The sequence below is a fragment of the Parazoarcus communis genome (assembly GCF_003111665.1).
GTDB lineage: Bacteria > Pseudomonadota > Gammaproteobacteria > Burkholderiales > Rhodocyclaceae > Parazoarcus > Parazoarcus communis_B.
In genome coordinates this window covers 1,056,028-1,077,327 of record NZ_CP022188.1, presented here as the reverse complement: position 1 = coordinate 1,077,327, position 21,300 = coordinate 1,056,028, and the positions used below count along the sequence as shown (strand labels likewise).

The 21,300-nt window shown below is 61.9% G+C and carries 23 protein-coding genes; 14 read left to right on the top strand and 9 right to left on the bottom strand.

The window, feature by feature from the left end; translation table 11 throughout:
- Positions 1 to 7: 7 nt before the first annotated feature.
- Positions 8 to 532, top strand: coding sequence for a M48 family metallopeptidase (locus CEW87_RS05045; protein WP_108971721.1), 525 nt, complete (start codon positions 8 to 10; stop codon positions 530 to 532).
- Between the two features lie 27 nt (positions 533 to 559).
- On the opposite strand, the gene CEW87_RS05040 is transcribed toward CEW87_RS05045, so the two are convergent.
- From CEW87_RS05040 to CEW87_RS05030, 3 genes are all read right to left on the bottom strand, one after another.
- Positions 560 to 1,141, bottom strand: a complete 582-nt coding sequence (locus CEW87_RS05040) for an RcnB family protein (protein WP_108971720.1) — start codon at positions 1,139 to 1,141, stop codon at positions 560 to 562.
- Positions 1,142 to 1,200: 59 nt separating this feature from the next.
- Positions 1,201 to 2,634, bottom strand: coding sequence for an ATP-dependent RNA helicase DbpA (gene dbpA / locus CEW87_RS05035; RefSeq protein WP_108971719.1), 1,434 nt, complete (start codon positions 2,632 to 2,634; stop codon positions 1,201 to 1,203).
- A 112-nt stretch (positions 2,635 to 2,746) separates the two neighbouring features.
- Positions 2,747 to 3,370: an OmpW/AlkL family protein gene (locus CEW87_RS05030; protein ID WP_108971718.1), complete on the bottom strand. Its 624-nt coding sequence runs from the start codon at positions 3,368 to 3,370 to the stop codon at positions 2,747 to 2,749.
- A 350-nt stretch (positions 3,371 to 3,720) separates the two neighbouring features.
- Here CEW87_RS05030 and CEW87_RS05025 point away from each other — a divergent pair, with 350 nt between their 5' ends.
- From CEW87_RS05025 to CEW87_RS22680, 9 genes are all read left to right on the top strand, one after another.
- Positions 3,721 to 4,107: a DUF6152 family protein gene (locus CEW87_RS05025; RefSeq protein ID WP_234421674.1), complete on the top strand. Its 387-nt coding sequence runs from the start codon at positions 3,721 to 3,723 to the stop codon at positions 4,105 to 4,107.
- 16 nt (positions 4,108 to 4,123) lie between these two features.
- Positions 4,124 to 4,609, top strand: a complete 486-nt coding sequence (locus CEW87_RS05020; protein WP_108971717.1) for a hypothetical protein — start codon at positions 4,124 to 4,126, stop codon at positions 4,607 to 4,609.
- Between the two features lie 115 nt (positions 4,610 to 4,724).
- Positions 4,725 to 5,981 carry an urea ABC transporter substrate-binding protein gene (gene urtA / locus CEW87_RS05015; protein ID WP_108949837.1) on the top strand — a complete coding sequence of 419 codons (1,257 nt, stop codon included), beginning with the start codon at positions 4,725 to 4,727 and terminating at the stop codon, positions 5,979 to 5,981.
- 182 nt (positions 5,982 to 6,163) lie between these two features.
- Positions 6,164 to 7,783: an urea ABC transporter permease subunit UrtB gene (urtB, locus tag CEW87_RS05010; RefSeq protein ID WP_234421673.1), complete on the top strand. Its 1,620-nt coding sequence runs from the start codon at positions 6,164 to 6,166 to the stop codon at positions 7,781 to 7,783.
- Positions 7,784 to 7,988: 205 nt separating this feature from the next.
- Positions 7,989 to 9,188 (top strand): urea ABC transporter permease subunit UrtC, encoded by a 1,200-nt coding sequence (urtC, locus tag CEW87_RS05005; protein WP_234421672.1) that lies wholly within the window; start codon positions 7,989 to 7,991, stop codon positions 9,186 to 9,188.
- The gene (urtD, locus tag CEW87_RS05000) at positions 9,185 to 10,048 is read left to right on the top strand and encodes an urea ABC transporter ATP-binding protein UrtD (RefSeq protein WP_108971715.1); all 864 of its coding nucleotides are present in this window, start codon (positions 9,185 to 9,187) and stop codon (positions 10,046 to 10,048) included. Before urtC ends, urtD begins: the two co-directional genes overlap by 4 nt.
- Positions 10,049 to 10,319: 271 nt before the next feature.
- Positions 10,320 to 11,012, top strand: a complete 693-nt coding sequence (gene urtE / locus CEW87_RS04995) for an urea ABC transporter ATP-binding subunit UrtE (RefSeq protein WP_108971714.1) — start codon at positions 10,320 to 10,322, stop codon at positions 11,010 to 11,012.
- Positions 11,013 to 11,047: 35 nt separating this feature from the next.
- Positions 11,048 to 11,749 (top strand): LysR family transcriptional regulator, encoded by a 702-nt coding sequence (locus CEW87_RS04990; RefSeq protein ID WP_234421671.1) that lies wholly within the window; start codon positions 11,048 to 11,050, stop codon positions 11,747 to 11,749.
- An 18-nt stretch (positions 11,750 to 11,767) separates the two neighbouring features.
- Positions 11,768 to 12,001: a hypothetical protein gene (locus CEW87_RS22680; RefSeq protein ID WP_234421670.1), complete on the top strand. Its 234-nt coding sequence runs from the start codon at positions 11,768 to 11,770 to the stop codon at positions 11,999 to 12,001.
- A gap of 2 nt (positions 12,002 to 12,003) precedes the next feature.
- Here CEW87_RS22680 and CEW87_RS22920 read toward each other — a convergent pair whose 3' ends face one another.
- From CEW87_RS22920 to CEW87_RS04965, 5 genes are all read right to left on the bottom strand, one after another.
- Complete coding sequence (locus CEW87_RS22920) at positions 12,004 to 13,131, bottom strand: sensor domain-containing diguanylate cyclase (protein ID WP_108971713.1); 1,128 nt, start codon at positions 13,129 to 13,131, stop codon at positions 12,004 to 12,006.
- Positions 13,124 to 14,170, bottom strand: coding sequence for an FIST N-terminal domain-containing protein (locus CEW87_RS04980; RefSeq protein WP_332871697.1), 1,047 nt, complete (start codon positions 14,168 to 14,170; stop codon positions 13,124 to 13,126). The genes CEW87_RS22920 and CEW87_RS04980 overlap by 8 nt, the downstream gene beginning before the upstream one ends.
- A 296-nt stretch (positions 14,171 to 14,466) precedes the next feature.
- Entirely contained in the window at positions 14,467 to 15,240 is a 774-nt protein-coding gene (locus CEW87_RS04975) for an ABC transporter permease (RefSeq protein WP_108971712.1), read from the bottom strand.
- 14 nt (positions 15,241 to 15,254) lie between these two features.
- Positions 15,255 to 16,034, bottom strand: a complete 780-nt coding sequence (locus CEW87_RS04970) for an ABC transporter ATP-binding protein (protein ID WP_199917121.1) — start codon at positions 16,032 to 16,034, stop codon at positions 15,255 to 15,257.
- Between the two features lie 58 nt (positions 16,035 to 16,092).
- Positions 16,093 to 17,151 (bottom strand): ABC transporter substrate-binding protein, encoded by a 1,059-nt coding sequence (locus CEW87_RS04965; RefSeq protein ID WP_108971710.1) that lies wholly within the window; start codon positions 17,149 to 17,151, stop codon positions 16,093 to 16,095.
- A gap of 400 nt (positions 17,152 to 17,551) precedes the next feature.
- Here CEW87_RS04965 and CEW87_RS04960 point away from each other — a divergent pair, with 400 nt between their 5' ends.
- The gene (locus CEW87_RS04960) at positions 17,552 to 18,397 is read left to right on the top strand and encodes a hypothetical protein (RefSeq protein ID WP_108971709.1); all 846 of its coding nucleotides are present in this window, start codon (positions 17,552 to 17,554) and stop codon (positions 18,395 to 18,397) included.
- 323 nt (positions 18,398 to 18,720) lie between these two features.
- Positions 18,721 to 19,026: a hypothetical protein gene (locus tag CEW87_RS04955; protein WP_199917120.1), complete on the top strand. Its 306-nt coding sequence runs from the start codon at positions 18,721 to 18,723 to the stop codon at positions 19,024 to 19,026.
- A 36-nt stretch (positions 19,027 to 19,062) separates the two neighbouring features.
- Here the strand turns inward: CEW87_RS04955 and CEW87_RS04950 are convergent, their stop codons facing one another.
- Positions 19,063 to 19,491, bottom strand: a complete 429-nt coding sequence (locus CEW87_RS04950) for a TOBE domain-containing protein (protein ID WP_108971707.1) — start codon at positions 19,489 to 19,491, stop codon at positions 19,063 to 19,065.
- Positions 19,492 to 19,674: 183 nt separating this feature from the next.
- Between CEW87_RS04950 and CEW87_RS04945 the strand changes: the two genes are divergently transcribed.
- Positions 19,675 to 20,502: a TOBE domain-containing protein gene (locus tag CEW87_RS04945; RefSeq protein ID WP_199917119.1), complete on the top strand. Its 828-nt coding sequence runs from the start codon at positions 19,675 to 19,677 to the stop codon at positions 20,500 to 20,502.
- 38 nt (positions 20,503 to 20,540) lie between these two features.
- Positions 20,541 to 21,296, top strand: a complete 756-nt coding sequence (modA, locus tag CEW87_RS04940; protein WP_108971705.1) for a molybdate ABC transporter substrate-binding protein — start codon at positions 20,541 to 20,543, stop codon at positions 21,294 to 21,296.
- The last annotated feature ends 4 nt before the right edge of the window (positions 21,297 to 21,300 follow it).

Below are 21,300 nucleotides of genomic sequence, written 5' to 3'. Positions count from 1 at the left end.
CGAAACGATGAAATACCTCAGCGGCTATCCCGAAGCCCTCCTTGCCCAGGTTCGTCAGCTCATGGAGCAGGGCAGGCTGGCGGATGTGCTGGCGCAACGCTACCCGGTGGCGCACGCGGTGCGCACCGATAGCGCGCTCTACGACTACGTGACCGGGCTCAAGCAGGACTTCATGCGCAAGGCCGCACCCCTGTCGCGGGTGAACTACGACAACAAGCTGCATGTGGTGCGCCATGCGCTCGGTACCCACACCAGCATCTCGCGGGTACAGGGTGGCAAGCTCAAGGCCAAGCGCGAGATCCGCATCGCCAGCGTGTTTCGCGACATGCCGCCGGAGTTCCTGCGCATGATCGTGGTGCACGAGCTCGCGCACCTGAAGGAGAAAGACCATGACAAGGCCTTCTACCAGCTGTGCGCGCACATGGAGCCGGCCTATCACCAGCTTGAGTTCGACCTGAGGGTGTACCTCTGTCATCTGGATGCGGGTGGCCAGCCGCTGTGGTCGGCCGGCCCGGAAGCGCCCGCACCCTAGCTCGGGTACGGCGTTCCGGCAGCGGACTTACCAGCGCAGATCCTCGATCGCATCCACCACCATGCCGGTACCGATCGCGATCAGCAGGATGTCGGCTGCAACGCGCACGTAGCGATGACCCGCCGGTGGCGCGCCGATCTCGATCACGATGGCCGGCGGCAGGTCGTAGAAGACGACATCGCGCGGCAAGGGACGTCCCTTCGACCATTTCCTGGCCAGTCCGGGGGGCATGCAGCCGTTCCCCTTTTTGCTCAGCCCGGGCGGGCAACGCTTGCTGGAATAGGTCTGGCGGTAGTAGTTCTGGATGACGACCCGATCGTGGTCGTGATCCCGGAATCGATGGTTGCTCGAGCGTTCACGACTGTCGTACCTGCGGTCGTCACGTCGATCATCACGCCGGTCGTCGCGGGGGCTGCGGTCATACCGCTCCTCGCGCGATTGCGATCTGGTCTCGGTGCGAGCCTTGTTGCCCTTGTCGCGCTGCTCGTATTTATCCTTGCTCTTGTCCTTGCCGGCCCATTCGGGCTTTTCGGCAAAGCCGGGGGCGCTCAGCAGCAGGCCGAGTGCGAAGGTGGCCAGCAGGCGACCCTTGATCATTCCATTCGTCATGCTTTACGTCCTTGATTGACGAGGTCCTGATCAGGGCGCGCTGCAGCGCTCTGAAGCGCCTATATCGACCTGACCTTGACCTTTTTGCCCTTGATCTTGCCGTCTGCCAGTTTGCGTACGGCCACGGATACGATATCCCGGGCAACGGCCACATAGGTGTAAGCATCGGTGACCTGAATCTTGCCGACCTGTTCGCGGGTGAAGCCGGCTTCGCCGGTGAGTGCGCCGAGCACGTCGCCGGGCCGGATCTTGTCCTTGCGCCCGCCGAGGATCTGCAGGGTTGCCATCGGCGGCAGCAAGGGGGCGTCGCTGGTCGTTTCGAGCTCGTCGAGCCTGTGCCATTCGGGCTCGAACTTCTGCGCCTCCGCGATGGCGGCGATGCGACGCTGATCGGCGCGACTGGCCAGACTCAGCGCCCAGCCGTTCTCGTCTGCACGTCCGGTGCGGCCGATACGGTGCACATGGATCTCCGGGTCGGGGGTGACGTCGACGTTGATCACCGCCTCCAGCCCGGCGATATCCAGGCCACGGGCGGCGACGTCGGTTGCCACCAGCACCGAACAGCTGCGGTTGGCAAATTGCACCAGTACCTGGTCACGCTCGCGCTGGTCCAGCTCGCCATGCAGGGCAAGGGCGTGGATACCGTGTGACTGCAGCACCTCGAGCAGGTCGCGACATTGCTGGCGGGTGTTGCAGAAGGCCAGGGTGCTGACCGGGCGGTAGTGCTGCAACAGCTTCACCACGCCTTCAAGGCGCTGTTCATGCTCGACTTCGTAGAAGCGCTGGCGGATCTTGCCGCTGTCGTGCTGCTCCTCGAGCTTCACCGTCTTCGGCTGGCGCAGGAAGCGGGCCGCCAGACGTGCAATGCCGTCCGGGTAGGTGGCGGAGAACAGCAGGGTCTGGCGGTGCGGCGGGCAGGCGTCGGCAACGGCGACGATATCGTCGAAGAAGCCCATGTCCAGCATGCGGTCAGCCTCGTCCAGCACCAGGGTGTTGAGGGCTTCGAGCCTGAGCGTGTCGCGCTGCAGGTGGTCGAGCAGGCGCCCCGGCGTGCCGACAACGACGTGCGCGCCGTGCTCCAGGCTGTTGATCTGTGGACGGATCGGCGAGCCGCCACACAGGGTCAGCACCTTGATGTTCTCGGCCGCGCGCGCCAGGCGCCGGATCTCCTTGGCGACCTGGTCGGCCAGTTCGCGCGTGGGGCACAGCACCATGGCCTGAACCCGCGTGCTGCGCGCATTGAGCTTGCCCAGCAGCGGGAGGGCGAAGGTGGCCGTCTTGCCGCTGCCGGTCTTGGCCTGTGCGATGAGATCGTGCCCACCCAGCGCCAGCGGCAGCGCCGCAGCCTGGATTGGCGTCATCGTGAGGTAGCCGAGCTGGTTCAGGTTGGCCAGGACTTCGGGCGCGAGGGCAAGTTCGGCGAATGCAGGCGCAGCAGAGACGGGTGCGTCAGGGGCTGCGCCGTCTTCGGGAGTGTCAGGTGTCGAGTTCATACCGGATTATACGGTGCTGCTGATACGAGACTCGAACCGGCGCGTATGCCCCGCGCCACACCAACAAAAAAGGCACCCGGAGGTGCCTTGAAAGCGGGACCTTGCAGCAAGGTCAGAAGCGGTAGCCGACGCCGATGCCGAGGGTCAGGGGGTTCAACCCGAGCTTGCCGATCTTGCCGCCATTGAGTTTGACGTCGGTTTCCATCTGAATGTACTTGGCATCGATATTCAGAGACCAGTTCTTGTTCAGCATGTAATCGGCGCCGACCTGGGCGACCAGGCCCATCGTGTTGGCGTCCACCGAGACCTTGCCCAGAGCGGTGTCGAAGCTGCGGTCGGTAAACATGGTGAAGTTCACACCCAGACCAACATAGGGCTTGAAGGCGCCGAGTTCGGTGAAATGGTACTGAACGAGGAGTGACGGCGGCAGGGCATCGACGCTGCCGATTTTGCCCAGCGCGGAGGTCTTGATGTCGACTTTCTGCGGGTAGGTCAGGACCAGTTCTGCAGCGATGTTCTTGGTGAAGAAGTAGCTGATGTCGACTTCAGGGATCCAGCGATTGTCGGCTTCTACCTTGCCAACGCCGACATGCTGAAGGTTGTCGCCATTGTCGTTGTCCCAATCCAGGGACACGGCACGGGCGCGAACCATGAAGCCGCTTTCGTCTGCAAAAGCGGCACCGGAGGACAGGATACAAGCGGCAGCGAGGATCCCGACGGCGATATTCTTTTTCATCTTTACTCCCTAGTAGTGACAGCAGAACTGAAACGCGACGAATGCTACTGCCGTGGGATTTAAGCGATTTTGACCGAAGTCAAAATAACCATGTTTTCGTAGTGGTTTTATGGGCTGCGCACCCTGTGCGCCATCTTGCGTAGTCCCCGAAAAGTCATCCCTCCCTCCCTGGCCTGCGCGATGGGGGCGGCAAGCAAGGAGCCGATTCATGGTGTGCACTGGCGAAAAACTTGCTGACGACGGGCGCTTTTTCCGCTCCTCGTTGTCCATGTTCACTCGGGCACAGTGGCAGTTGCGCCGAGGTATGGCTGGAGCAGTTTTCCATGGGCGGATCGACGAGGAGGTGGGACATGAAAACGTTCGCGAAATCTCAGGTGTGGCTGGCCGGGCTGGCGCTGGTCATTGGCATGTTCGTGGCTCAGGCCTCACTCGCGCATCACGGCTGGGCGTGGGCGACGGACGTGGAGTTCGAGCTGACCGGCACGATCACCAAGGCACGTCTGGGCAACCCGCACGGGGAGTTGAATGTCGCCGTCAAGGATGAAAACTGGGTGGTTGAAGTCGGGCAGCCGTGGCGCAACGAGCGCGCCGGCCTTAGCGACGAGATGCTCGGTGTTGGCCGCGTCATCACGGTGCATGGTCACCGTTCGTCCAACCCTGAACAGCGCGTGATGAAAGCCGAACGCATCATCATTGACGGCAAGAGCCACAACCTCTATCCGGATCGCAAGTCCTGAGTCTTGAGCTGCGCCCATGATCGACACCTGCCTGCTTACCCTCGAGGGATCGGTGCTTGCGCGCGCGCTGCGGGCTTCGATGTGGGTCTACCCGCTGGTCAACGCAGCTCATATCCTCGGGGTGGCGCTGCTCGTCGGTGCCATCGTCCCGCTCGACCTGCGCTTGCTCGGCGCGTGGCGCGCGCTGCCACTGGCGCCGCTGTGGCACGTGCTGACGCGTACCGCAGCATTCGGGCTGATGCTCGCCGCGGGCGCCGGGGGGTTGATGTTCATCGCGCGAGCCACCGAGTACGCGGCATCCGGCTTGTTTCTGGCCAAGATGGCGATCGTCGGTGTGGCGACGGCCAACGCACTGGCCTTGCGCACGACCGGACTTGATACCTTGCTGCGTTCGGAAACCGCAGCGCCTAAGCTGCCCGGGCGGGTGCGCTTCGCAGCGCTTGTGTCGCTGCTGGCCTGGCTGGTGGTGGTGCTGCTCGGGCGTCTGGTGGGGTATTCGTAAGGCACGGTCTTGCCCCGCCTACGCAATCTTGCGTATTCCTGTTCCAGCGGTGAATCCCTAATCTGGCATTGCAGCGCAGCAATGCGCTCCTACTACCGATTACTGGGAGACCCACATGCAGACTCGTCGCAGCTTCATCAAGGCACTGGCCCTTTCCGCTTCCATTGCAGCGATCGGCGCGCCGATTGGCGCACATGCAGCCGACACCATCAAGGTCGGCATCCTGCACTCGCTCTCGGGCACGATGGCCATCTCCGAGACCGCGCTGAAGAACGTTGCGCTGATGACGATCGAAGAGATCAACGCCAAGGGCGGCGTGATGGGCAAGATGCTCGAGCCTGTGGTGGTCGACCCCGCTTCCAACTGGCCGCTGTTCGCCGAGAAGGCCCGCCAGCTCGTGGCGCAGGACAAGGTGGCCGCAGTGTTCGGCTGCTGGACCTCGGTGAGCCGCAAGTCGGTGAACCCGGTGTTCAAGGAGCTCAACGGTCTGCTCTTCTACCCGGTACAGTACGAAGGCGAAGAGCTTGAGAAGAACGTGTTCTACACCGGTGCTGCCCCCAACCAGCAGGCCATTCCCGCCGTGGAATACCTGATGAGCGAAGAGGGCGGCTCGGCCAAGCGTTTCGTGCTGCTCGGCACCGACTACGTGTATCCGCGCACGACCAACAAGATCCTGCGCGCCTTCCTCAAGAGCAAGGGCGTGGCCGAGTCGGACATCATGGAGGACTACACCCCCTTCGGCCATTCCGACTACCAGACCATCATCGCCAACATCAAGAAGTTCGCGTCCGAAGGCAAGAAGACGGCGGTCATCTCGACCATCAACGGCGACTCCAACGTGCCCTTCTACAAAGAACTGGGCAACGCTGGCCTGAAGGCGACGGACGTGCCGGTGGTGGCGTTCTCGGTGGGTGAAGAAGAGCTGCGCGGCGTCGATACCAAGCCGCTGGTCGGTCACCTTGCCGCCTGGAACTACTTCATGACGGTGAAGAACCCCGAGAACGATTCCTTCATCTCCAAGTACAAGGCCTGGGCGAAGAAGAACGGTGTGCCGAACGCCGACACCGTGGTCACCAACGACCCGATGGAAGCGACCTACGTCGGTATCTACATGTGGAAGCAGGCGGTCGAGAAGGCCAAGAGCACCGATACCGACAAGGTGATCGCTGCGCTTGGCGGCCAGACCTTCAAGGCACCGTCGGGCTTCACCCTGACCATGGACAAGACCAACCACCACCTGCACAAGCCGGTCTACATCGGTGAAGTGCGCGCCGACGGTCAGTTCGACGTGGTGTGGAAGACGAAGTCGCCGATCCGTGCCCAGCCCTGGAGCCCGTTCATTGCCGGCAACGAAGGCAAGCAGGGGCTTTGATGAAAGGACCGGCGATCGTCATCTGACGCTTGCCGGTGCCCGCTGCGCATGTGTCGCGCCGGGCTGTGCTCCGGGGATGTGCCCGGAGCCGTGTTTTCCGGCCAGGGGACTCACCTTGGCCCGGCCGTAATTGATTGTTCCGACTTCGCCCTGTTTGGGCGGATGATCCGATGGAGCCTGCAATGAACCGATTGCTGATGCGGCTCGCGCTGCTCTTCGCCACCCTTGTCGCCCTCTCCAGTCCCGCCCGCGCCGCGCTCGATCCTGCGCTGGTCGCCGGCTTTGCCGGTGACTTCTCTAGCCGCATCAGTACGATTGAAGCACTTGGCGTGGATGGCAGCGAGGATGCCCGCCGTGTGGTGAACGCGCTTGAGGCCGGCAATCTGGGCGTGGCAGCTGACAAGGTCGTGATTCTCGATGGCGAGACCGTGCGCGATGCCGCCAGCGGTGAAGCCCTCGAAATCGCCGTCGCCGATGTCGATACCATTACCGTGAATAACCGAGTGCGGCGCTCGATCGCCACCGCGAACGCTGCGTTCGAGCTGGTTTCACCCGATGCAGCAACGCGTCTGGCCAGCGCCAACGTGCTGATCGAGAACGCCAGCGAAGCGCTGTTGCCGCTGTTCGAGCGTACCCTCGCCAGCGAACAGGATGAGGCTGTACGCAGCGTGATCAGCCGCGCCGCAGCCCGGATCAACCTGGGTTCTGCCGATGCGGCCAAGCGCCTGAAGGCGGTCGAGGCCCTCGGCGAATCGTCCGATCCCGCCGTCAAGAACATGCTCGCCGCGCTGCTTGAGAAGCAGGGCGAGGGCAAGCAAGCCACCTGGGTCGAGCCCGACGCCAAGGTCCGTGACGCGGCCGAAGAGGCCATCCGCGCCATCGAGGGCCGCATCGCCACCGCGCAGACGATCGGTACCGTGTTCTCCGGTTTGTCGCTGGGCTCCATCCTGCTGCTTGCGGCGCTGGGCCTCGCCATCACCTACGGCGTGATGGGCATCATCAACATGGCCCATGGCGAGCTGCTGATGGTCGGCGCTTACGCCACCTTCATGGTGCAGGGGCTGTTTCGCAATTATCTTCCTGCCTATGTCGACTGGTACGTGGTCGCGGCCGTCCCCGCAGCCTTCTTCGCTGCTGCACTGGTAGGCATCGCGATGGAGCGCCTGGTGCTGCGCCACCTCTATGGCCGCCCGCTGGAGAGCCTGCTCGCGACCTGGGGTCTGTCGCTGGTGCTGATCCAGGCTGCGCGCGTGATCTTCGGGCCGCAGAACCTCGAGCTGGCCAACCCGAGCTGGATGTCGGGCGGGATCGAGCTCGCAGCCGGCGTGGTGCTGCCGTTCAACCGTATCGTGATCATCGGTTTTGCCGGCTTCGTGCTGGTGCTGATCTGGCTGATGATGCAGAAGACCCGGCTCGGCATGTTCGTCCGCGCCGTGACCCAGAACCGTCCGATGGCGGGTTGTGTCGGGGTGCCGACCGCACGTGTCGATACGCTGGCTTTTGCCATCGGTTCGGGCGTGGCCGGTCTTGGTGGCCTGGCCCTGTCGCAGATTGCCAACGTCGGTCCGGCCATGGGCACGGGCTACATCGTCGATGCTTTCATGGTGGTGGTGCTCGGCGGTGTCGGCCAGCTGGCCGGTGCAGTGTGGGCGGCGCTTGGTCTGGGCATCGTGGCCAAATTCCTCGAAGGCTGGGCGGGCGCGGTGATCGCGAAGATTCTGGTGCTGGTGTTCATCATCATCTTCATCCAGAAGCGGCCTCAGGGGATCTTTGCGCTGAAGGGGCGGTTTGCGGATAGCTGATTCTGGTGCAGTGCCACGAGTGAGAAGGTCGGGTGTATTTGCTCCAGGGCTGCGGAACTCGCTCGTGTCACTCGCTCGGACAGTCCTCGCCCTTACGCAAACACACCCGACCTTCTCCAGCAGTGGAGCATCACCCCGCCCGTCGCAATCGCAGGCACGACCGTCTGCTTGCCGACGGTTTGATTGAAAACTCAAGGAGTCGCTCATGCGCACCCCATTTACCGTAAGACTGATCCAGAGCATGCCGAGAAGCGGCTGGATTGCGCTCGCGATCTTCGCCGCCATCACCTGGATCGGCATTCCGGCAGCTCACCTGATGCTGCCCGAATCGAGTCCGCTGCATCTCTCGGCCTATACCATCAGCCTGCTCGGCAAGATCCTGTGCTACATGGTAGTTGCCGTGGCGATGGACCTGATCTGGGGGTATGCGGGCATCCTCAGCCTCGGTCACGGGCTGTTCTTCGCCCTCGGTGGTTACGCCTTCGGCATGTACCTGATGCGCCAGATCGGTCGTGACGGCAGTTACGGCTCCGATCTGCCCGACTTCATGGTCTTTCTCGACTGGAAGGAACTGCCCTGGTACTGGGCCGGTTCGGATTCCTTCCTGTGGGCCATCTTCCTTGCCATGGCGCTGCCCGGCGTGGTCGCCTTCATCTTTGGCTACTTTGCCTTCCGCTCGCGCATCAAGGGGGTGTATTTCTCCATCATCACCCAGGCGCTCACCTACGCCGCGATGCTGCTCTTCTTCCGCAATGAAACCGGCTTTGGTGGCAACAACGGCTTTACCGACTTCAAGCGCATCCTCGGCTACAGCATCACCTCCCCGGAAATGCGCGTCACCCTTTTCGCGTTGTCGGCCGCACTGCTGGTCGCCTGCCTGATCCTCGGCCGCTACCTGGTGAGTTCGCGGTTCGGCCGCGTGCTTGCCGCGATTCGCGATGCCGAATCCCGCGTCATGTTCATCGGCTACAACCCGCTGCACTACAAGCTCTTCATCTGGACGCTGTCGGCCGTGCTGTGCGGTCTGGCCGGTGCGCTGTATGTGCCGCAGGTGGGCATCATCAACCCGTCGGAGATGAGCCCGGCCAACTCCATCGAGCTGGCAGTCTGGGTGGCTGTAGGCGGGCGCGGCACGCTGATCGGTGCGGTGCTCGGCGCGGGTATCGTCAATCTGGCCAAGAGTTACTTCACCGTCACCGTCCCGGAATACTGGCCGTTCTTCCTCGGTTTCCTCTTCATCGCAGTCACGCTCTACCTGCCGGATGGCGTGGTCGGTCTGTGGCGCAAGCTGCGCGCGCGAAAGGGGCCGGACAGCGCGGTGGCGAGTGAAGCGGCCGTTCGCCCGCAGACTGAAACCGATCACACCACGCCGGCCAATTCCTCAGCCAAGGGAGCAAGGGCATGATGCCGACCACCGATATCGAGCGCGCCGCAAACGAAGCCACGGCCAACGCAGGCAACCTTCGCGAGCAATGGGAGAGCGAGGCAACGACCAGTCACCTGGTGACCGGCGAGCTCGATCTTTCGCACAACGTCATCCTGTATCTGGACGACATCACGGTCAGTTTTGATGGCTTTCGGGCGCTGAACAAGCTCTCGCTCACCATCGATGCCGGCGAGCTGCGCTGCATCATCGGCCCCAATGGCGCGGGCAAGACCACGATGATGGATGTGATCACCGGCAAGACGCGGCCGGACGAGGGCAAGGCGTTCTTTGGCCAGACCATCGACCTGACGCGCATGACCGAGCCGCAGATCGCGCACGCCGGTATTGGCCGGAAGTTCCAGAAACCAACGATTTTTGAGAAGCATACCGCGTTCGAGAACCTCGAACTGGCGATGAAGGCGGACAAGCGCGTGCGCCGCAGCCTGTTCGCGAGTCTGTTCGACGACGAGCGCGACCGTATCAGCGATGTGCTGAAGCAGATCCGGCTGGACAAGGAGGCCGACCGCAGCGCCGGCCTGCTCTCGCACGGTCAGAAGCAGTGGCTGGAGATCGGCATGCTGCTGATGCAGGAGCCGCGCCTCCTGTTGCTGGACGAGCCGGTCGCCGGCATGACCGACGATGAAACCGAACGCACCGCCGAGCTCTTTGTCAGCCTCGCAGGCAAGCACTCGCTGATGGTGGTCGAGCACGACATGGCCTTCGTCGAGGCACTGGGCGGCAAGGTCACCGTGTTGTGTGAAGGCTCTGTGCTGGCTGAGGGCGACTTGGCTACCGTGCAGGCGGATCCGCGGGTGATTGAGGTTTATCTGGGGCGTTAGTGTTCTGTTTCTGTTTTGGTGTGTGTGGAGTGTGCTGCTAACGGCGGTCACGCGGGGTATTTCTTCCATGGGCTGCGGAACTCGCTCGTGTCACTCGCTCGGACAGTCCTCGCCCACTGCACAAACACCCGGCATAGCTGGCGTTAGTAGCACGGCCGGCATCCAACCAAGAATTTATTTTGAATCCAGAAAACCGCGCCCGATTCTTGCTAATAAAACCCTGACCCAAGGCCCCAGGCCATAAGCCAGGAAGCGCCGAAAGGAAAATATCATGCTGAAAGTCGACAACCTGAATCAGTACTACGGTGGCAGTCACATCCTGCGCGGTCTCTCGTTTGAGGTCCCGGTGGGCAAGGTGACGACCCTGCTTGGGCGCAACGGTGTGGGCAAAACCACGCTGCTCAAGACACTGATGGGCCTCGTCCCGGCAGCCAGCGGTTCGATCCACTTTGGTGCGCAGGACATCACCCGCGCACCATCGTATAACCGCGTGCGCGCCGGCATCGGCTATGTACCCCAGGGCCGCGAGATCTTTCCGCGCCTCACCGTCGAAGAAAACCTGCACATGGGGCTGGCCACCCGCCCCAGCGGCGAAAGCATTCCCGCGCGCATCTTCGACATGTTTCCGGTCCTCAAGCAGATGATGGGCCGGCGCGGCGGCGACCTCTCCGGTGGTCAGCAACAACAGCTTGCCATCGGCCGGGCGCTTGCCTTCGGCCCCAAACTGCTCATCCTTGACGAGCCTACAGAGGGCATTCAGCCCTCCATCATCAAGGATATCGAACGCGCCATCCGCAGCCTGGCCGCCACCGGCGAAATGGCCATCCTGCTGGTGGAACAGTATTACGATTTTGCACGTGCGCTGTCCGACCAGTATCTTGTCATGGAACGTGGCGAAATCGTCATGCGTGGCGCGGGTGAAAACATGGACGTCGACGGCGTGCGCGAGGCGCTCGCCGTCTAACACCGGGCCCAGGTGGCCCGTACAGGAGAATCACTATGGCCAACGGATGCACCTGGGATTCACTCGACGCACACCTGCTGCGCGTACTGCATGTACTGCTCACCGAAGGCAGCGTGTCGCGCGCCGCGCGCCGTCTCAACCTGTCGCAACCGGCGGTCAGCACCGCACTCAAGCGCCTGCGTGACATCACCGGCGACCCGCTGCTGGTGCGCTCGCGTGGCGGCATGACGCCGACCGAGCGCGGCGCCGAACTGCTCGAGCCGATCCGCATCGTGCTCGAACAGATCGAGCGCATCGCCGAAGGCCCGACCGGATTCGACCCCGCGAGCACCCGCCGCAGCTTCAACGTGGCCACCCCTGACTACCTCAACGCCATGCTGCTGGGCGAAGTCGTCACCGACGTGCACAAGCTGGCGCCCAAGGCGCAGATTGCCTTCCACTCGATGACGCAAAACTCGGACTACCCGCGTGCGCTCGAATCCGGCGAGCTCGACCTCGTCATTGGCAACTGGCCCAACCCCCCCGATCACCTGCGCACGGCCCCGCTGTTTGAAGACCGCATGGTGGTGATGATGCGCACCGGCCATCCGCTCGCCACCGGCCAGCTCAGCATGTCCGACTGGCTGGGGGCGGATCATGTCGTGCCCACGCCGTATTCGGTCGGGCAGCGTGGCGTGGTCGATGTTTTCCTCGCGCGCGAGCGTATGCGTCGCAACGTGGTGGCCCATGTGCCGTAGTTTCACATGGCGCCCTTCATGCTGATCAACTCCGACCTGATCTTCACCGCACCCGCGCGCTTCGCCGAGCACTACACCACCATGCTGCCGCTCAGCATCGTGCCCGCGCCGGTCGAACTACCGTCGATGGCTTACTACCTGTTGTGGCACGACCGCACCCAGCACTCCGCCGAATGCCGCTGGTTCCGCGAACGGATCGTGCGTGCGGCCCGTGCGGCACCGGCAACCCCTAGCTTGCGGCGCGTGGCCTGAGCTCAGGGCGTGTTGCCCCTGAAGCGACGGAAATGATTCTTGCCCGTGCGCTTCACTGCATACATGCTCTGATCCGCGTGTTCCAGCAGCGTCTGGGCCGGCACGTCGTCGTCCGGGTACACGGTGAACCCGATGCTCGCGCCGATGCCATCCACAGTGCCCGCCTTCAATGCGTATGGATGCCTGACCGTATCCAGAATGCGACGGAGGATCTCGTCGAAGTTGCCGGATGAGGGGAGCCCGGGGAGCAGAATCGCAAATTCGTCGCCCCCAAGCCGGCCAACCGTGTCGCTCCCCCGCACGGCCGCCACCAATCTGTTCGCCGCTTCGACCAGAACGTCATCTCCTGCCTGATGCCCGAGCCGGTCATTGACCTCCTTGAAACCGTCAAGGTCGAGATAACAAACGGCCAAGGGTGAAGCGTTCTGCCGCGCTTGCGTCATGGCCTGATTCAGACGCTCGAGAAACAGTCGCCGGTTGGGCAGGCCGGTCAGCGCATCGTGCTCGGACAGCGAGCGCAGATGCGCGCCCTGACGGGCTTCCTCGGTTACGTCGCGCACGTCCGTCATCAGAAAACGTTTCCCGCAGACGTCGATGGTCCTGCCCGTGAGCACGACTTGTGCGACGCTGCCGTCCCGGCGCAATGCCTCGCCTTCGAACCTGACCGTCTCGCCCATGGCCGCTTCAGCCGCGGCACGATACTGTGCGCGTTGGCCGAGATCGGACCAGAACTTTAGTCCGTCCGGCCCCGTGCGCTTGCCGACCATCTCCGCCGGTCGATAGCCGAAGAAGTCGGCAAAGCTTCGGCTGACCTTCAGCAAGGTGGCGTCTTGCATCGACGACAGGGCGACCGGATTGGGCATCAGGTCGAAAATTGCCTGAAACAGGGCATTGGATTCATCCAGCGCCCGGTTTGTGGTTTCAAGCCTGTGCAGTGCGGCGCGGAGTTCCTGTGTGCGACTGCGTACCTGGTCTTCGAGCAGCAAGGTGGCCTGGAAAACCCCGAAATCGGAGTTCGTGAGATCGGACGCGTTTTCGGCGCGTGCAACCAGTGCTGCAACCACTTTCTTGAGACGGGCCACTTCGCCCTGAAGGGCAACGAGTTCACTGGCGTTGGGATCGCTATGCATCGCACTTGACCTCCGTCTTGCCAATCGCGACCCCGGTCATGGTCTGATTGACGTGAATGCCCATGAACTGCTCCCCGTAGCTGCTGAACCCGACGACGTGATTGTCCATGAACAGCTTCTCGATCGCGCCATGGAACTCACCGACCTGTGCTTCGAGCTTGCAGTGAAGACAGTCGAATCCCAGCACCATCGAAGGTTCGCCCACGTGTTGCCGCAGTTCTTCAAACAAGGCCCGGCGAATCTCCGTCATTCCCACGCTGTGGGCGACGCGCAGGACCACGCCGGGTTCGATGGCGCTGAACAGCTGCAAGCTGCCGTCGGCATTGACTCTGCCGACCGCCCGTACATAGTCGTTGCCCCTGATTCGCACGACCAGCGGCGTCCGCACAAAGCGCGTCGTGTTCAGATCGGCGGTACCGAGGCCTGCCGCGCGTGCGTACTCGGCAGCGGCGGGGAGGCCATTGATCTCGCTGACGATGCGCCGTTCGGCGTCGGCTTCGGTCACGACGAGCGCTTCGTCGCCCCCTGCAAAATGATGGCTGCGAAACACCTTGAACGGCAGTGATGTCCTCAGCACAACGAATGCAGCGGAGTCGCTTCTGAACGCTCCGTCGGCGAACACGTGGGTCGCAGCCAGGCGCTGGTCGTCACCGGCCGAAGCGCCAACCATCGGAACGTCACCGAGTGCGGCCTGAAACGCGTGGGCGATGGGCTCTTCGCGACCGGACAAGCCGTCTGTCAGGAGCAGGGCAAAGCTGTTCCCGCGGCCATTGCCGACTTGCTCGCGCAGTTCGGTAGCGACCGCCTCGATCTGCTCGGGCACGACCGCTTTCAGGCCGTCAATGTGCGCGCTGCCGGCAACGAAGGACGCCGACGAAAAACTGGCGCCACTCAGGCTGCCTTCACAAATGCCTGCCGGGCCGATTTCGCCCGCGGTGGTGCAGCCGATGACGGGAGTGTCGCCAAAATGATGATTGATCGCGGTGGCAAGCTCATCGAGTTCGAAACGGCTGGAGCAGAAGAACAGAACCAGTGCCATGTCTGGCTGCGCAATCGCTCGATGCAGCTCCCGCACTGCCTGAAGCGGGTCGGACGAAGTGGATTGACCTGTGCGCAGACTCACGATCTTTTGTCCCGGGGCAAAGGGTGATTCAACCGATCACGCTTTTACCAAAGGATAGTTTAAGACGATCGACTTGCGGGCATTATCGGTCCGGGTTCGTGACGTATGCCGGATTGGGTATTCTTTCGCTCGGTGAGATCACCGGGTTTGCGGAGGACTGCAGGTTCCGGTCGCCCCCGATGGCCGGGGGCGACTAAGCGACGTCATGCGGATTACATTGCCCCGTTCGGATTGCGGTGCGCCCACCCGGTGAGCTTGCGTTCGACCAGTGCAAACAGTTCGTACATCACCACGCCCATGATGCCGATCACGATCAGGCCGGCGAATACCAACGCCATGTCCATTGACGAACTCGCCGCCATCATCAGATAGCCAATGCCAAGGTTGGAGGCGACCGTCTCCGAGATCACCGAGCCGACGAAGGCGAGCGTGATCGCGACCTTCAACGAGGCGAAGAAGTAGGGCATGGCACGCGGCAGGCCGACCTTCTTCAGGATATCGAGGCGGGATGCGCCCAGCGAGCGCAGTACATCCTCCATCTCGGGCTCCAGCGTCGCCAGGCCGGTGGCCACGTTCACCACCACCGGGAAGAAGGAGATCAGGAAGGCAGTGAGGATCGCTGGAATGGTGCCGATGCCGAACCACACTACCAGCACCGGTACGAAGGCGACCTTGGGAATCGAGTTGAAGCCCACCAGCAGGGGGTAGAGCGCCTTGTAAATGATGGGCGAGGAGCCCACCGCGGCACCGACCACGAGCCCGAATACCACCGCGATGGCGAAACCGGCCAGGGTGGTGAGGAAGGTCTGGGTGGCGTGCATCATGATCGGGTCCCAGTGCATCACCGTTGAATGCCAGACGGAAGATACCGAGGGAAACAGGAACTCCGGCACATCGAAGGCAACGACGATGCCTTCCCACAACAGGCCGAAGAACAGCACGACCAGCCAGGGGGCGAGCCGGATCAGGGTTTTCTGTGACAGCATGAAGGCCTCCCGGCTCAGGATTCGCGAATGTGGCCGATGTGCTCGCGCAGTTCGTGCACGTAGTTGGCAAAAGGCTCGGTGTAGGTCACGTCGAGGTCACGTGGGCGCGGCAGGTCGATTTCGCGTCGTACCAGGATGCGGCCCGGGCGCTTGCTCATCACGTACACCGTGTCGGCCAGAAACACCGCTTCGCGCAGGTCGTGGGTGACCAGCACCACGGTGAACGGCTCTTCCTGCCACAGGTCGCGCACCATGCACCACAACTCTTCGCGGGTGAAGGCATCGAGCGCGCCGAACGGCTCGTCGAGCATCAGCAGGCGTGGCTTGTGAATCAGGGCGCGGCAGATCGAGGCGCGCTGCTGCATGCCACCGGAGAGCTCCCACGGGAATTTGTCCTCGAAACCTGCGAGGCCGACACGCTTGATCAGGGCACGTGCCTGCTCCTCGTATTCGGCACGCTTCGCACGCAGCGTGGAACGATAGGGTTCGACGATCTCCATCGGCAGCATCACGTTCTGCAAGGTGGTGCGCCAGGGCAGCAGGTTCGAGGCCTGGAAGGCCATGCCGACGCACTTCTGCGGTCCGCCGACCTCGCGCCCGTCGACATAGACATAGCCCTTCGAGGGGGGCTTGAGGCCAGTGACCAGCTTCATCACCGTCGACTTGCCGCAGCCTGAGGGGCCGACCAGCGAGATGAACTCGTTTTCGCGGATCGACAGGCTGACATCTTCGATCGCAAACGGACTGCCGGGCTGGTAGGCCAGGCTCACATCTTCAAAGCGGACGAAGTCCATGAATTTTCCGGCGGGCAACGACGAATGGTCGCCGCCCGCACACTCCTTGGTACGGTACTTACTTGATTGCGCGGTCGGCTGCGGACGGCAGGTAGGCGGAGGTGAACAGCGCGCCGGCATCAGGCGTGGCGGGCAGACCGAAAGCAGTGGCCGCTTCTGCCACCGAGCGCTTCAGGCGTTCGGGATTGACTGCGCCCAAACCGATCGAACGGGTTTCGGGCGTGATCACCACAGAGTTGATAGCGAGCTTCAGACGCTGGCTTTCGAGCGCCACATTGATCAGCGGATCGCGCTCCTTCACAGCCAGCACGGCGGTGTCGGGGTCAGCGATGGTGTCCTTCAGCGCCTTGTTGAAGGCACGCACGAAACCTTCGACGGCCTTGGGCTGTTCGCTCAGCATCTTCGGGCTGGCGATCAGGGTGTTGCCGTAGAACTCGACGCCGTGGTCGGGGTACTTCAGTGCGACGATCTGGTCGGCCGGGACGCCGCGTGCCTGGAGATTGAGGAGGCTGGTGAAGTAGAAGCCGGTAATGCCGTCGACATCGCCGCGTGCAAGCAGGGTTTCACGAATGGCAGGTTCGACCGTCTGCCACTTCACTGCGTCGAGCGCCAGGCCGTTGGCCTTGGCGAAGGCCGGCCATGCCTTGCGTCCTGCGTCGAAGATCGGGGCGGCCAAGGTCTTGCCGGCGAGATCGGCGGGCTTGGTGATCCCGGACTTCTTCAGTACGAATACTGCGGCGGGCGTCGAGTTGTAGGCCATGTAGATGCCCTGGATCTTTGAGCCCGGCGTCTTCGCGTCGTATTCGACCAGCGCGTTGAAATCGGCAAAGCCCATGTCGTAGGCACCGGTCACAACCCGCGTCACCGCCCCGGCCGAGCCATTACCGGCATCGATCTCGACGTCGAGGCCTTCGGCTGCGAAATAGCCCTTGCTTTTGGCAAGAAGGAAAGGCGCGGAGGGGCCTTCGAAGCGCCAGTCGAGTGTGAACTTGATCTTCACCGGGTCTGCGGCCTGGGCTTGTCCCAGACCGAGCGCGCAGGCCGTCACGAGCAAGGCGCCGAGAACGCGGCGGCGGCTGCTCTGGGTGATCGATACGTCTTTACGGGTGTGAAACATGGACTGCTCCTGTGTGTCGTTGCAACACACATGGCAAGCGCCATGCCATGCCCGTTTAGCCCGGAAAACAGGCTTTGGCCGCGTTATGCGGTGCATTGGGCACCAAAACGGGGCGACATGTTTCGTGAGTGGATCTCAGAGCCTTGAAAATTATCGTTTTTGCGGCGCACAAATATTGTGCGTCATGGGGGTGAGTAGCGCGAATGTGGTGCTATTTCCGATCGTGCATCAATTGTTTAATACGCTTCATAAACAATAGCTTAGATAGGTGTTCAGTATATCCATTGCGTAATAATCCATATTGATCAAAATCACCGCGAGTCCTGTTAGCTTGAAAAAAACGCGGCGATTCATGTTGCGTTGAATCAATCAATTTTTCCCGTTCAGGAGCCCTCGCATCATGTATCCCACCACCTCGCGAATCATCACCACTGCAGTGCTTGGCGCCTGTCTGGCTGCGCCGATCTCGGCCTCGGCCGCCAACTGGAGCGACACGTCCATCTCCTACCGTTATGGCGAAAAGTTCAACGAACCGGCCATTTCGGACGATGTGTCGAAAGACATCGTTGGCTTTACCCATGTGAGTGGCTATGACTACGGACAGAACTTCCTGAACGTGGATATCCTGATGTCGGACAGCAAGGACCCGGCCAAAGGCGGCGATACCGGCGCGCAGGAAATCTATGTGGTGTATGCCCATCAGCTCTACCTGGGCAAGGTCTTCGACAAGAACCTGTCCTTTGGGCCGGTGAAGGAAGTCGCGCTGACGACCGGTCTCGACTGGAACTCCAAGGACACGGCATTTGCGCCGAAGGTGCGCAAGATTCTGGTTGGTCCGACGCTGAAGTTCGATATTCCCAAGGGCTTCTTCGACGTGAGCTTGCTGTACTACAAGGAGTGGAACAACAACGGCATCGTCGGCAAATCGGTTGAATTCGATCCGACCTACCGTATTGCGATGGCCTGGGGCATTCCCTTCAACGTCGGCTCGGTGCCCCTGTCCTTCGAAGGTTTCCTGAACTACACCGGCAAGAAGGGCAAGGACGGCTTCGGCGTGAAGACCGACCCCGAGACCTGGACTGACATGTTCATCATGGCCGACGTCGGCCAGATGCTGATGGGCAAGCCGCGCACCCTGCGTGCAGGCATCGGCTACGAGTACATCAACAACAAGTTCGGTTCGAAGGAAGGCAGCACCGGCTCTGAAACCTCCACGCCGATGATCAAGGTGCAGTGGCACTTCTGAGTTTGCTGATTGAGGTCTGAGCTTCGGGAAGGGCGGCATGGCCGCCCTTTTTTTTCGTTCACTGCCGTCTGTCTGCCTCTGCTTTCTCATCCCGCTGTGCGGGATTTCTATCGGGCATCGTTATTGCTTTCGTATACAACGAAGGCGCGTGGCAGACCCGCTTGCGCCATTCTTGTCAGGCGGTTCGCATCAACACGCCTGTGTGAAGACAGTCCTGTCCCAGGAGGAGGTGTGCGGTGTTGTATACAGCAAGCCATATAAGAACCGGTGATCGTCGTCGTGCCGCAGACAGCGGCGAGCAGCCCTGGTGGGGTCGCTTACCGATGGAGTGGCGCGACATGGTGGTGGTGCCCCTGTCCTTTGATCTGTTTCGCGAGGCCGAACTCGATGCCGAGCGGGTCTTCGGCTACGACCCTGACGGGGACGCCTGCTACTACGCACACCGCTACGTATTGCGCGAGCCGCGCTCGGATGACGGCGAAGAGTTCTATGCGGCAGCGGCTTACGCGGAGTCAGTCGCGGCCTGGCGCTTGCGCGACCAGCGCTGGCTGATCCACCGCACCGTGCAGCCCGGTCAGGACTGCGCCGGGCAGTCCTTCTACAGCTTCAGCGAAAGCATGCCGCGCTGAGTTCCTGCAGCGACACGAATGTCCCTGCGTGCACGTTCAGGCGGGGACCCCAAGAATGACGTTCGACGCCTTGATGACTGCGGTGACCGGAACGCCGGGCCTGAGTCCCAGCTCTGCGGCTGCTTCCTTGGTCACGACTGACGCGACCTCGCTGCCGCCCGGAAGACTGATGGTGACCTCGGCGTTGACGGTGCCGACCTCGACCGATTTGACCGTGCCGGTCAGGCTGTTGCGCGCTGACAGGCGGATGTCGCTGCCTTCGCTCATCAGCATGACCCAGGGCGCCTTCACCAGCGCGACGACGTCCTTCCCCATCTTGAGTTCAAGGGTGTTGAGGCTTTCCATTGTGACGACGGCGACGAGCGTGTCGTTTCCGCCAATCGAAACCGCGACCTCTGCATTCACGATGCCGGTCTTGATTGCACTGATGGGGCCTTTGAAGATGTTGCGGGCACTGACTTTCATGCTGTTCTCCAGAACGATTTTGCAATTGAAGGAAAAGAAACACGTTGTAGCTTTAGCTACATATAATTGTCAGGTAATCAACAAATGTCCCCGGGGTGCACTGTAGTTTCAAGGGTTATTCCTATGCAACCATAGTAAATGCCGCCTGGCATGGTTTTGGCTTTATATAAAACGGAATACATAATGCCTTCTCAGACGATGACAGCTACCCGTTTCCTCGCCCGCATGTCGCTCGAAACCGAGATCGGTGCAGCGCTATCCGATACGCGTATCCGGTTGCTGGAAGAGATCGGGCACAAGGGCTCGATCAACCAGGCGGCGAAAGCGGTACCCCTGTCGTACAAGGCGGCCTGGGACGCGATCGACACCATGAACAATCTGGCGCCCGAGCCCTTGGTCGTTCGTGTCACCGGCGGACGACAGGGTGGAGGCACCCAGCTCACCGAATACGGCCAGAAGATGGTGGCGATGTATCGCGCGCTGGAAATCGAGTATCAGGCCGCGCTCGACCGCCTGTCCGAACGATTGAACCAGGCGGGTGGGTGCGACATTCGCGGCTTCCAGAAGCTGATGCACCGGATGAGCCTGAAGACCAGTGCCCGAAACCAGTTTTCCGGGTCGATTACGGGCTTGCGCGATGGTGGGGTCGATTACGAGGTGCGGGTGCGCATCGATGAAGAAACCGAGATCGCCGCCATCATCACCAAGGCCAGCGCCGAGAATCTCGGGCTGACGATCGGCAAGGAGGTCTTTGCACTGGTGAAGTCGTCCTCAGTGATGTTGTCGGTCGATCAGACGATGCGGCTCACCGCGCGCAACCAGCTGTGGGGCAAGGTCGCCGAAGTGCATGCAGGGCCGGTGAACAACGAGGTCACGCTGGTGCTGCCATCGGGTCGCAGTGTGACCTGCGTGGTGACCGGCGAGAGCTGCAAGGCATTGGGTATTGAGGTCGGCGTGCCGGCCTGTGCCTTTTTCAAGTCATCCAGCGTCATTCTTGCGATCTACGACTGAGGCTGGCCTTTTTCGTCATCATCTACTGGAGTTGAATCATGAAGCCGCCCGTTTCCTGCCTTGTCATTGCACTCAGTCTTGGTGTGTTCGCCACTGGCGCGAACGCGGCCGACGTTCAGGTCGCCGTTGCCGCCAACTTCACCGCGCCCATCAAGGAGATCGCACTGCAGTTCGAGAAGGATACGGGGCACAAGGTGCTGGCGGCATTCGGCCCGACCGGTGGGCTTTACACCCAGATCAGGAACGGTGCGCCTTTCGAGGTCTTCCTTGCCGCAGACAGCACGACGCCGGCCAGGCTTGAGGCGGAAGGCGAGATCGTGCCGGGTTCGCGTTTCACTTATGCGGTGGGCAAGCTTGTGCTGTGGTCGGCTACCGCAGGCTATGTGGATGATCAGGGAGAGGTGCTGAAGAAGAACGCATTCAAGCACTTGTCGATCGCCAACCCGAAGATTGCCGCGTACGGACTCGCGGGAACCCAGGTGCTCGACAGGCTCGGCCTGACGGCCGCGGTTGGACCGAAACTGGTCGAGGGCACCAACATTACGCAGAGTTTCCAGTTCGTTTCCACCGGCAATGCAGAGCTCGGATTCGTGGCCCTGTCGCAGGTGTTCAAGGACGGCGCGATCACCTCGGGTTCTGCCTGGATGGTGCCTGCTGCGCTGTATGACCCGATCCGTCAGGATGCAGTGATCCTTAAAAAGGGCAAAGACAGCGAGGCAGCGAAGGTGCTGGTCGATTACCTCAAGGGGCCGAAGGCTGCGGCGGTGATCCGCGCCTACGGCTACGATCTATAAGGAG

What these genes read in the sequence shown, in the direction of transcription:
- CEW87_RS04955 (WP_199917120.1), top strand. Translation starts at nt 18,721, where the DNA reads ATGGAGTGGCGCGACATGGTGGTGGTGCCCCTGTCCTTTGATCTGTTT.
- CEW87_RS04945 (WP_199917119.1), top strand. Translation starts at nt 19,675, where the DNA reads ATGCCTTCTCAGACGATGACAGCTACCCGTTTCCTCGCCCGCATGTCG.
- urtB (WP_234421673.1), top strand. Translation starts at nt 6,164, where the DNA reads ATGAACCGATTGCTGATGCGGCTCGCGCTGCTCTTCGCCACCCTTGTC.
- CEW87_RS05025 (WP_234421674.1), top strand. Translation starts at nt 3,721, where the DNA reads ATGAAAACGTTCGCGAAATCTCAGGTGTGGCTGGCCGGGCTGGCGCTG.
- CEW87_RS05030 (WP_108971718.1), bottom strand. Translation starts at nt 3,370, where the DNA reads ATGAAAAAGAATATCGCCGTCGGGATCCTCGCTGCCGCTTGTATCCTG.
- CEW87_RS22680 (WP_234421670.1), top strand. Translation starts at nt 11,768, where the DNA reads ATGCTGATCAACTCCGACCTGATCTTCACCGCACCCGCGCGCTTCGCC.
- CEW87_RS04975 (WP_108971712.1), bottom strand. Translation starts at nt 15,240, where the DNA reads ATGCTGTCACAGAAAACCCTGATCCGGCTCGCCCCCTGGCTGGTCGTG.
- CEW87_RS05040 (WP_108971720.1), bottom strand. Translation starts at nt 1,141, where the DNA reads ATGACGAATGGAATGATCAAGGGTCGCCTGCTGGCCACCTTCGCACTC.
- CEW87_RS05020 (WP_108971717.1), top strand. Translation starts at nt 4,124, where the DNA reads ATGATCGACACCTGCCTGCTTACCCTCGAGGGATCGGTGCTTGCGCGC.
- modA (WP_108971705.1), top strand. Translation starts at nt 20,541, where the DNA reads ATGAAGCCGCCCGTTTCCTGCCTTGTCATTGCACTCAGTCTTGGTGTG.
- CEW87_RS04950 (WP_108971707.1), bottom strand. Translation starts at nt 19,491, where the DNA reads ATGAAAGTCAGTGCCCGCAACATCTTCAAAGGCCCCATCAGTGCAATC.
- dbpA (WP_108971719.1), bottom strand. Translation starts at nt 2,634, where the DNA reads ATGAACTCGACACCTGACACTCCCGAAGACGGCGCAGCCCCTGACGCA.
- CEW87_RS04970 (WP_199917121.1), bottom strand. Translation starts at nt 16,034, where the DNA reads ATGGACTTCGTCCGCTTTGAAGATGTGAGCCTGGCCTACCAGCCCGGC.
- CEW87_RS22920 (WP_108971713.1), bottom strand. Translation starts at nt 13,131, where the DNA reads ATGCATAGCGATCCCAACGCCAGTGAACTCGTTGCCCTTCAGGGCGAA.
- urtA (WP_108949837.1), top strand. Translation starts at nt 4,725, where the DNA reads ATGCAGACTCGTCGCAGCTTCATCAAGGCACTGGCCCTTTCCGCTTCC.
- CEW87_RS04990 (WP_234421671.1), top strand. Translation starts at nt 11,048, where the DNA reads ATGGCCAACGGATGCACCTGGGATTCACTCGACGCACACCTGCTGCGC.
- CEW87_RS04965 (WP_108971710.1), bottom strand. Translation starts at nt 17,151, where the DNA reads ATGTTTCACACCCGTAAAGACGTATCGATCACCCAGAGCAGCCGCCGC.
- urtE (WP_108971714.1), top strand. Translation starts at nt 10,320, where the DNA reads ATGCTGAAAGTCGACAACCTGAATCAGTACTACGGTGGCAGTCACATC.
- CEW87_RS04980 (WP_332871697.1), bottom strand. Translation starts at nt 14,170, where the DNA reads ATGGCACTGGTTCTGTTCTTCTGCTCCAGCCGTTTCGAACTCGATGAG.
- CEW87_RS05045 (WP_108971721.1), top strand. Translation starts at nt 8, where the DNA reads ATGAAATACCTCAGCGGCTATCCCGAAGCCCTCCTTGCCCAGGTTCGT.
- CEW87_RS04960 (WP_108971709.1), top strand. Translation starts at nt 17,552, where the DNA reads ATGTATCCCACCACCTCGCGAATCATCACCACTGCAGTGCTTGGCGCC.
- urtD (WP_108971715.1), top strand. Translation starts at nt 9,185, where the DNA reads ATGATGCCGACCACCGATATCGAGCGCGCCGCAAACGAAGCCACGGCC.
- urtC (WP_234421672.1), top strand. Translation starts at nt 7,989, where the DNA reads ATGCGCACCCCATTTACCGTAAGACTGATCCAGAGCATGCCGAGAAGC.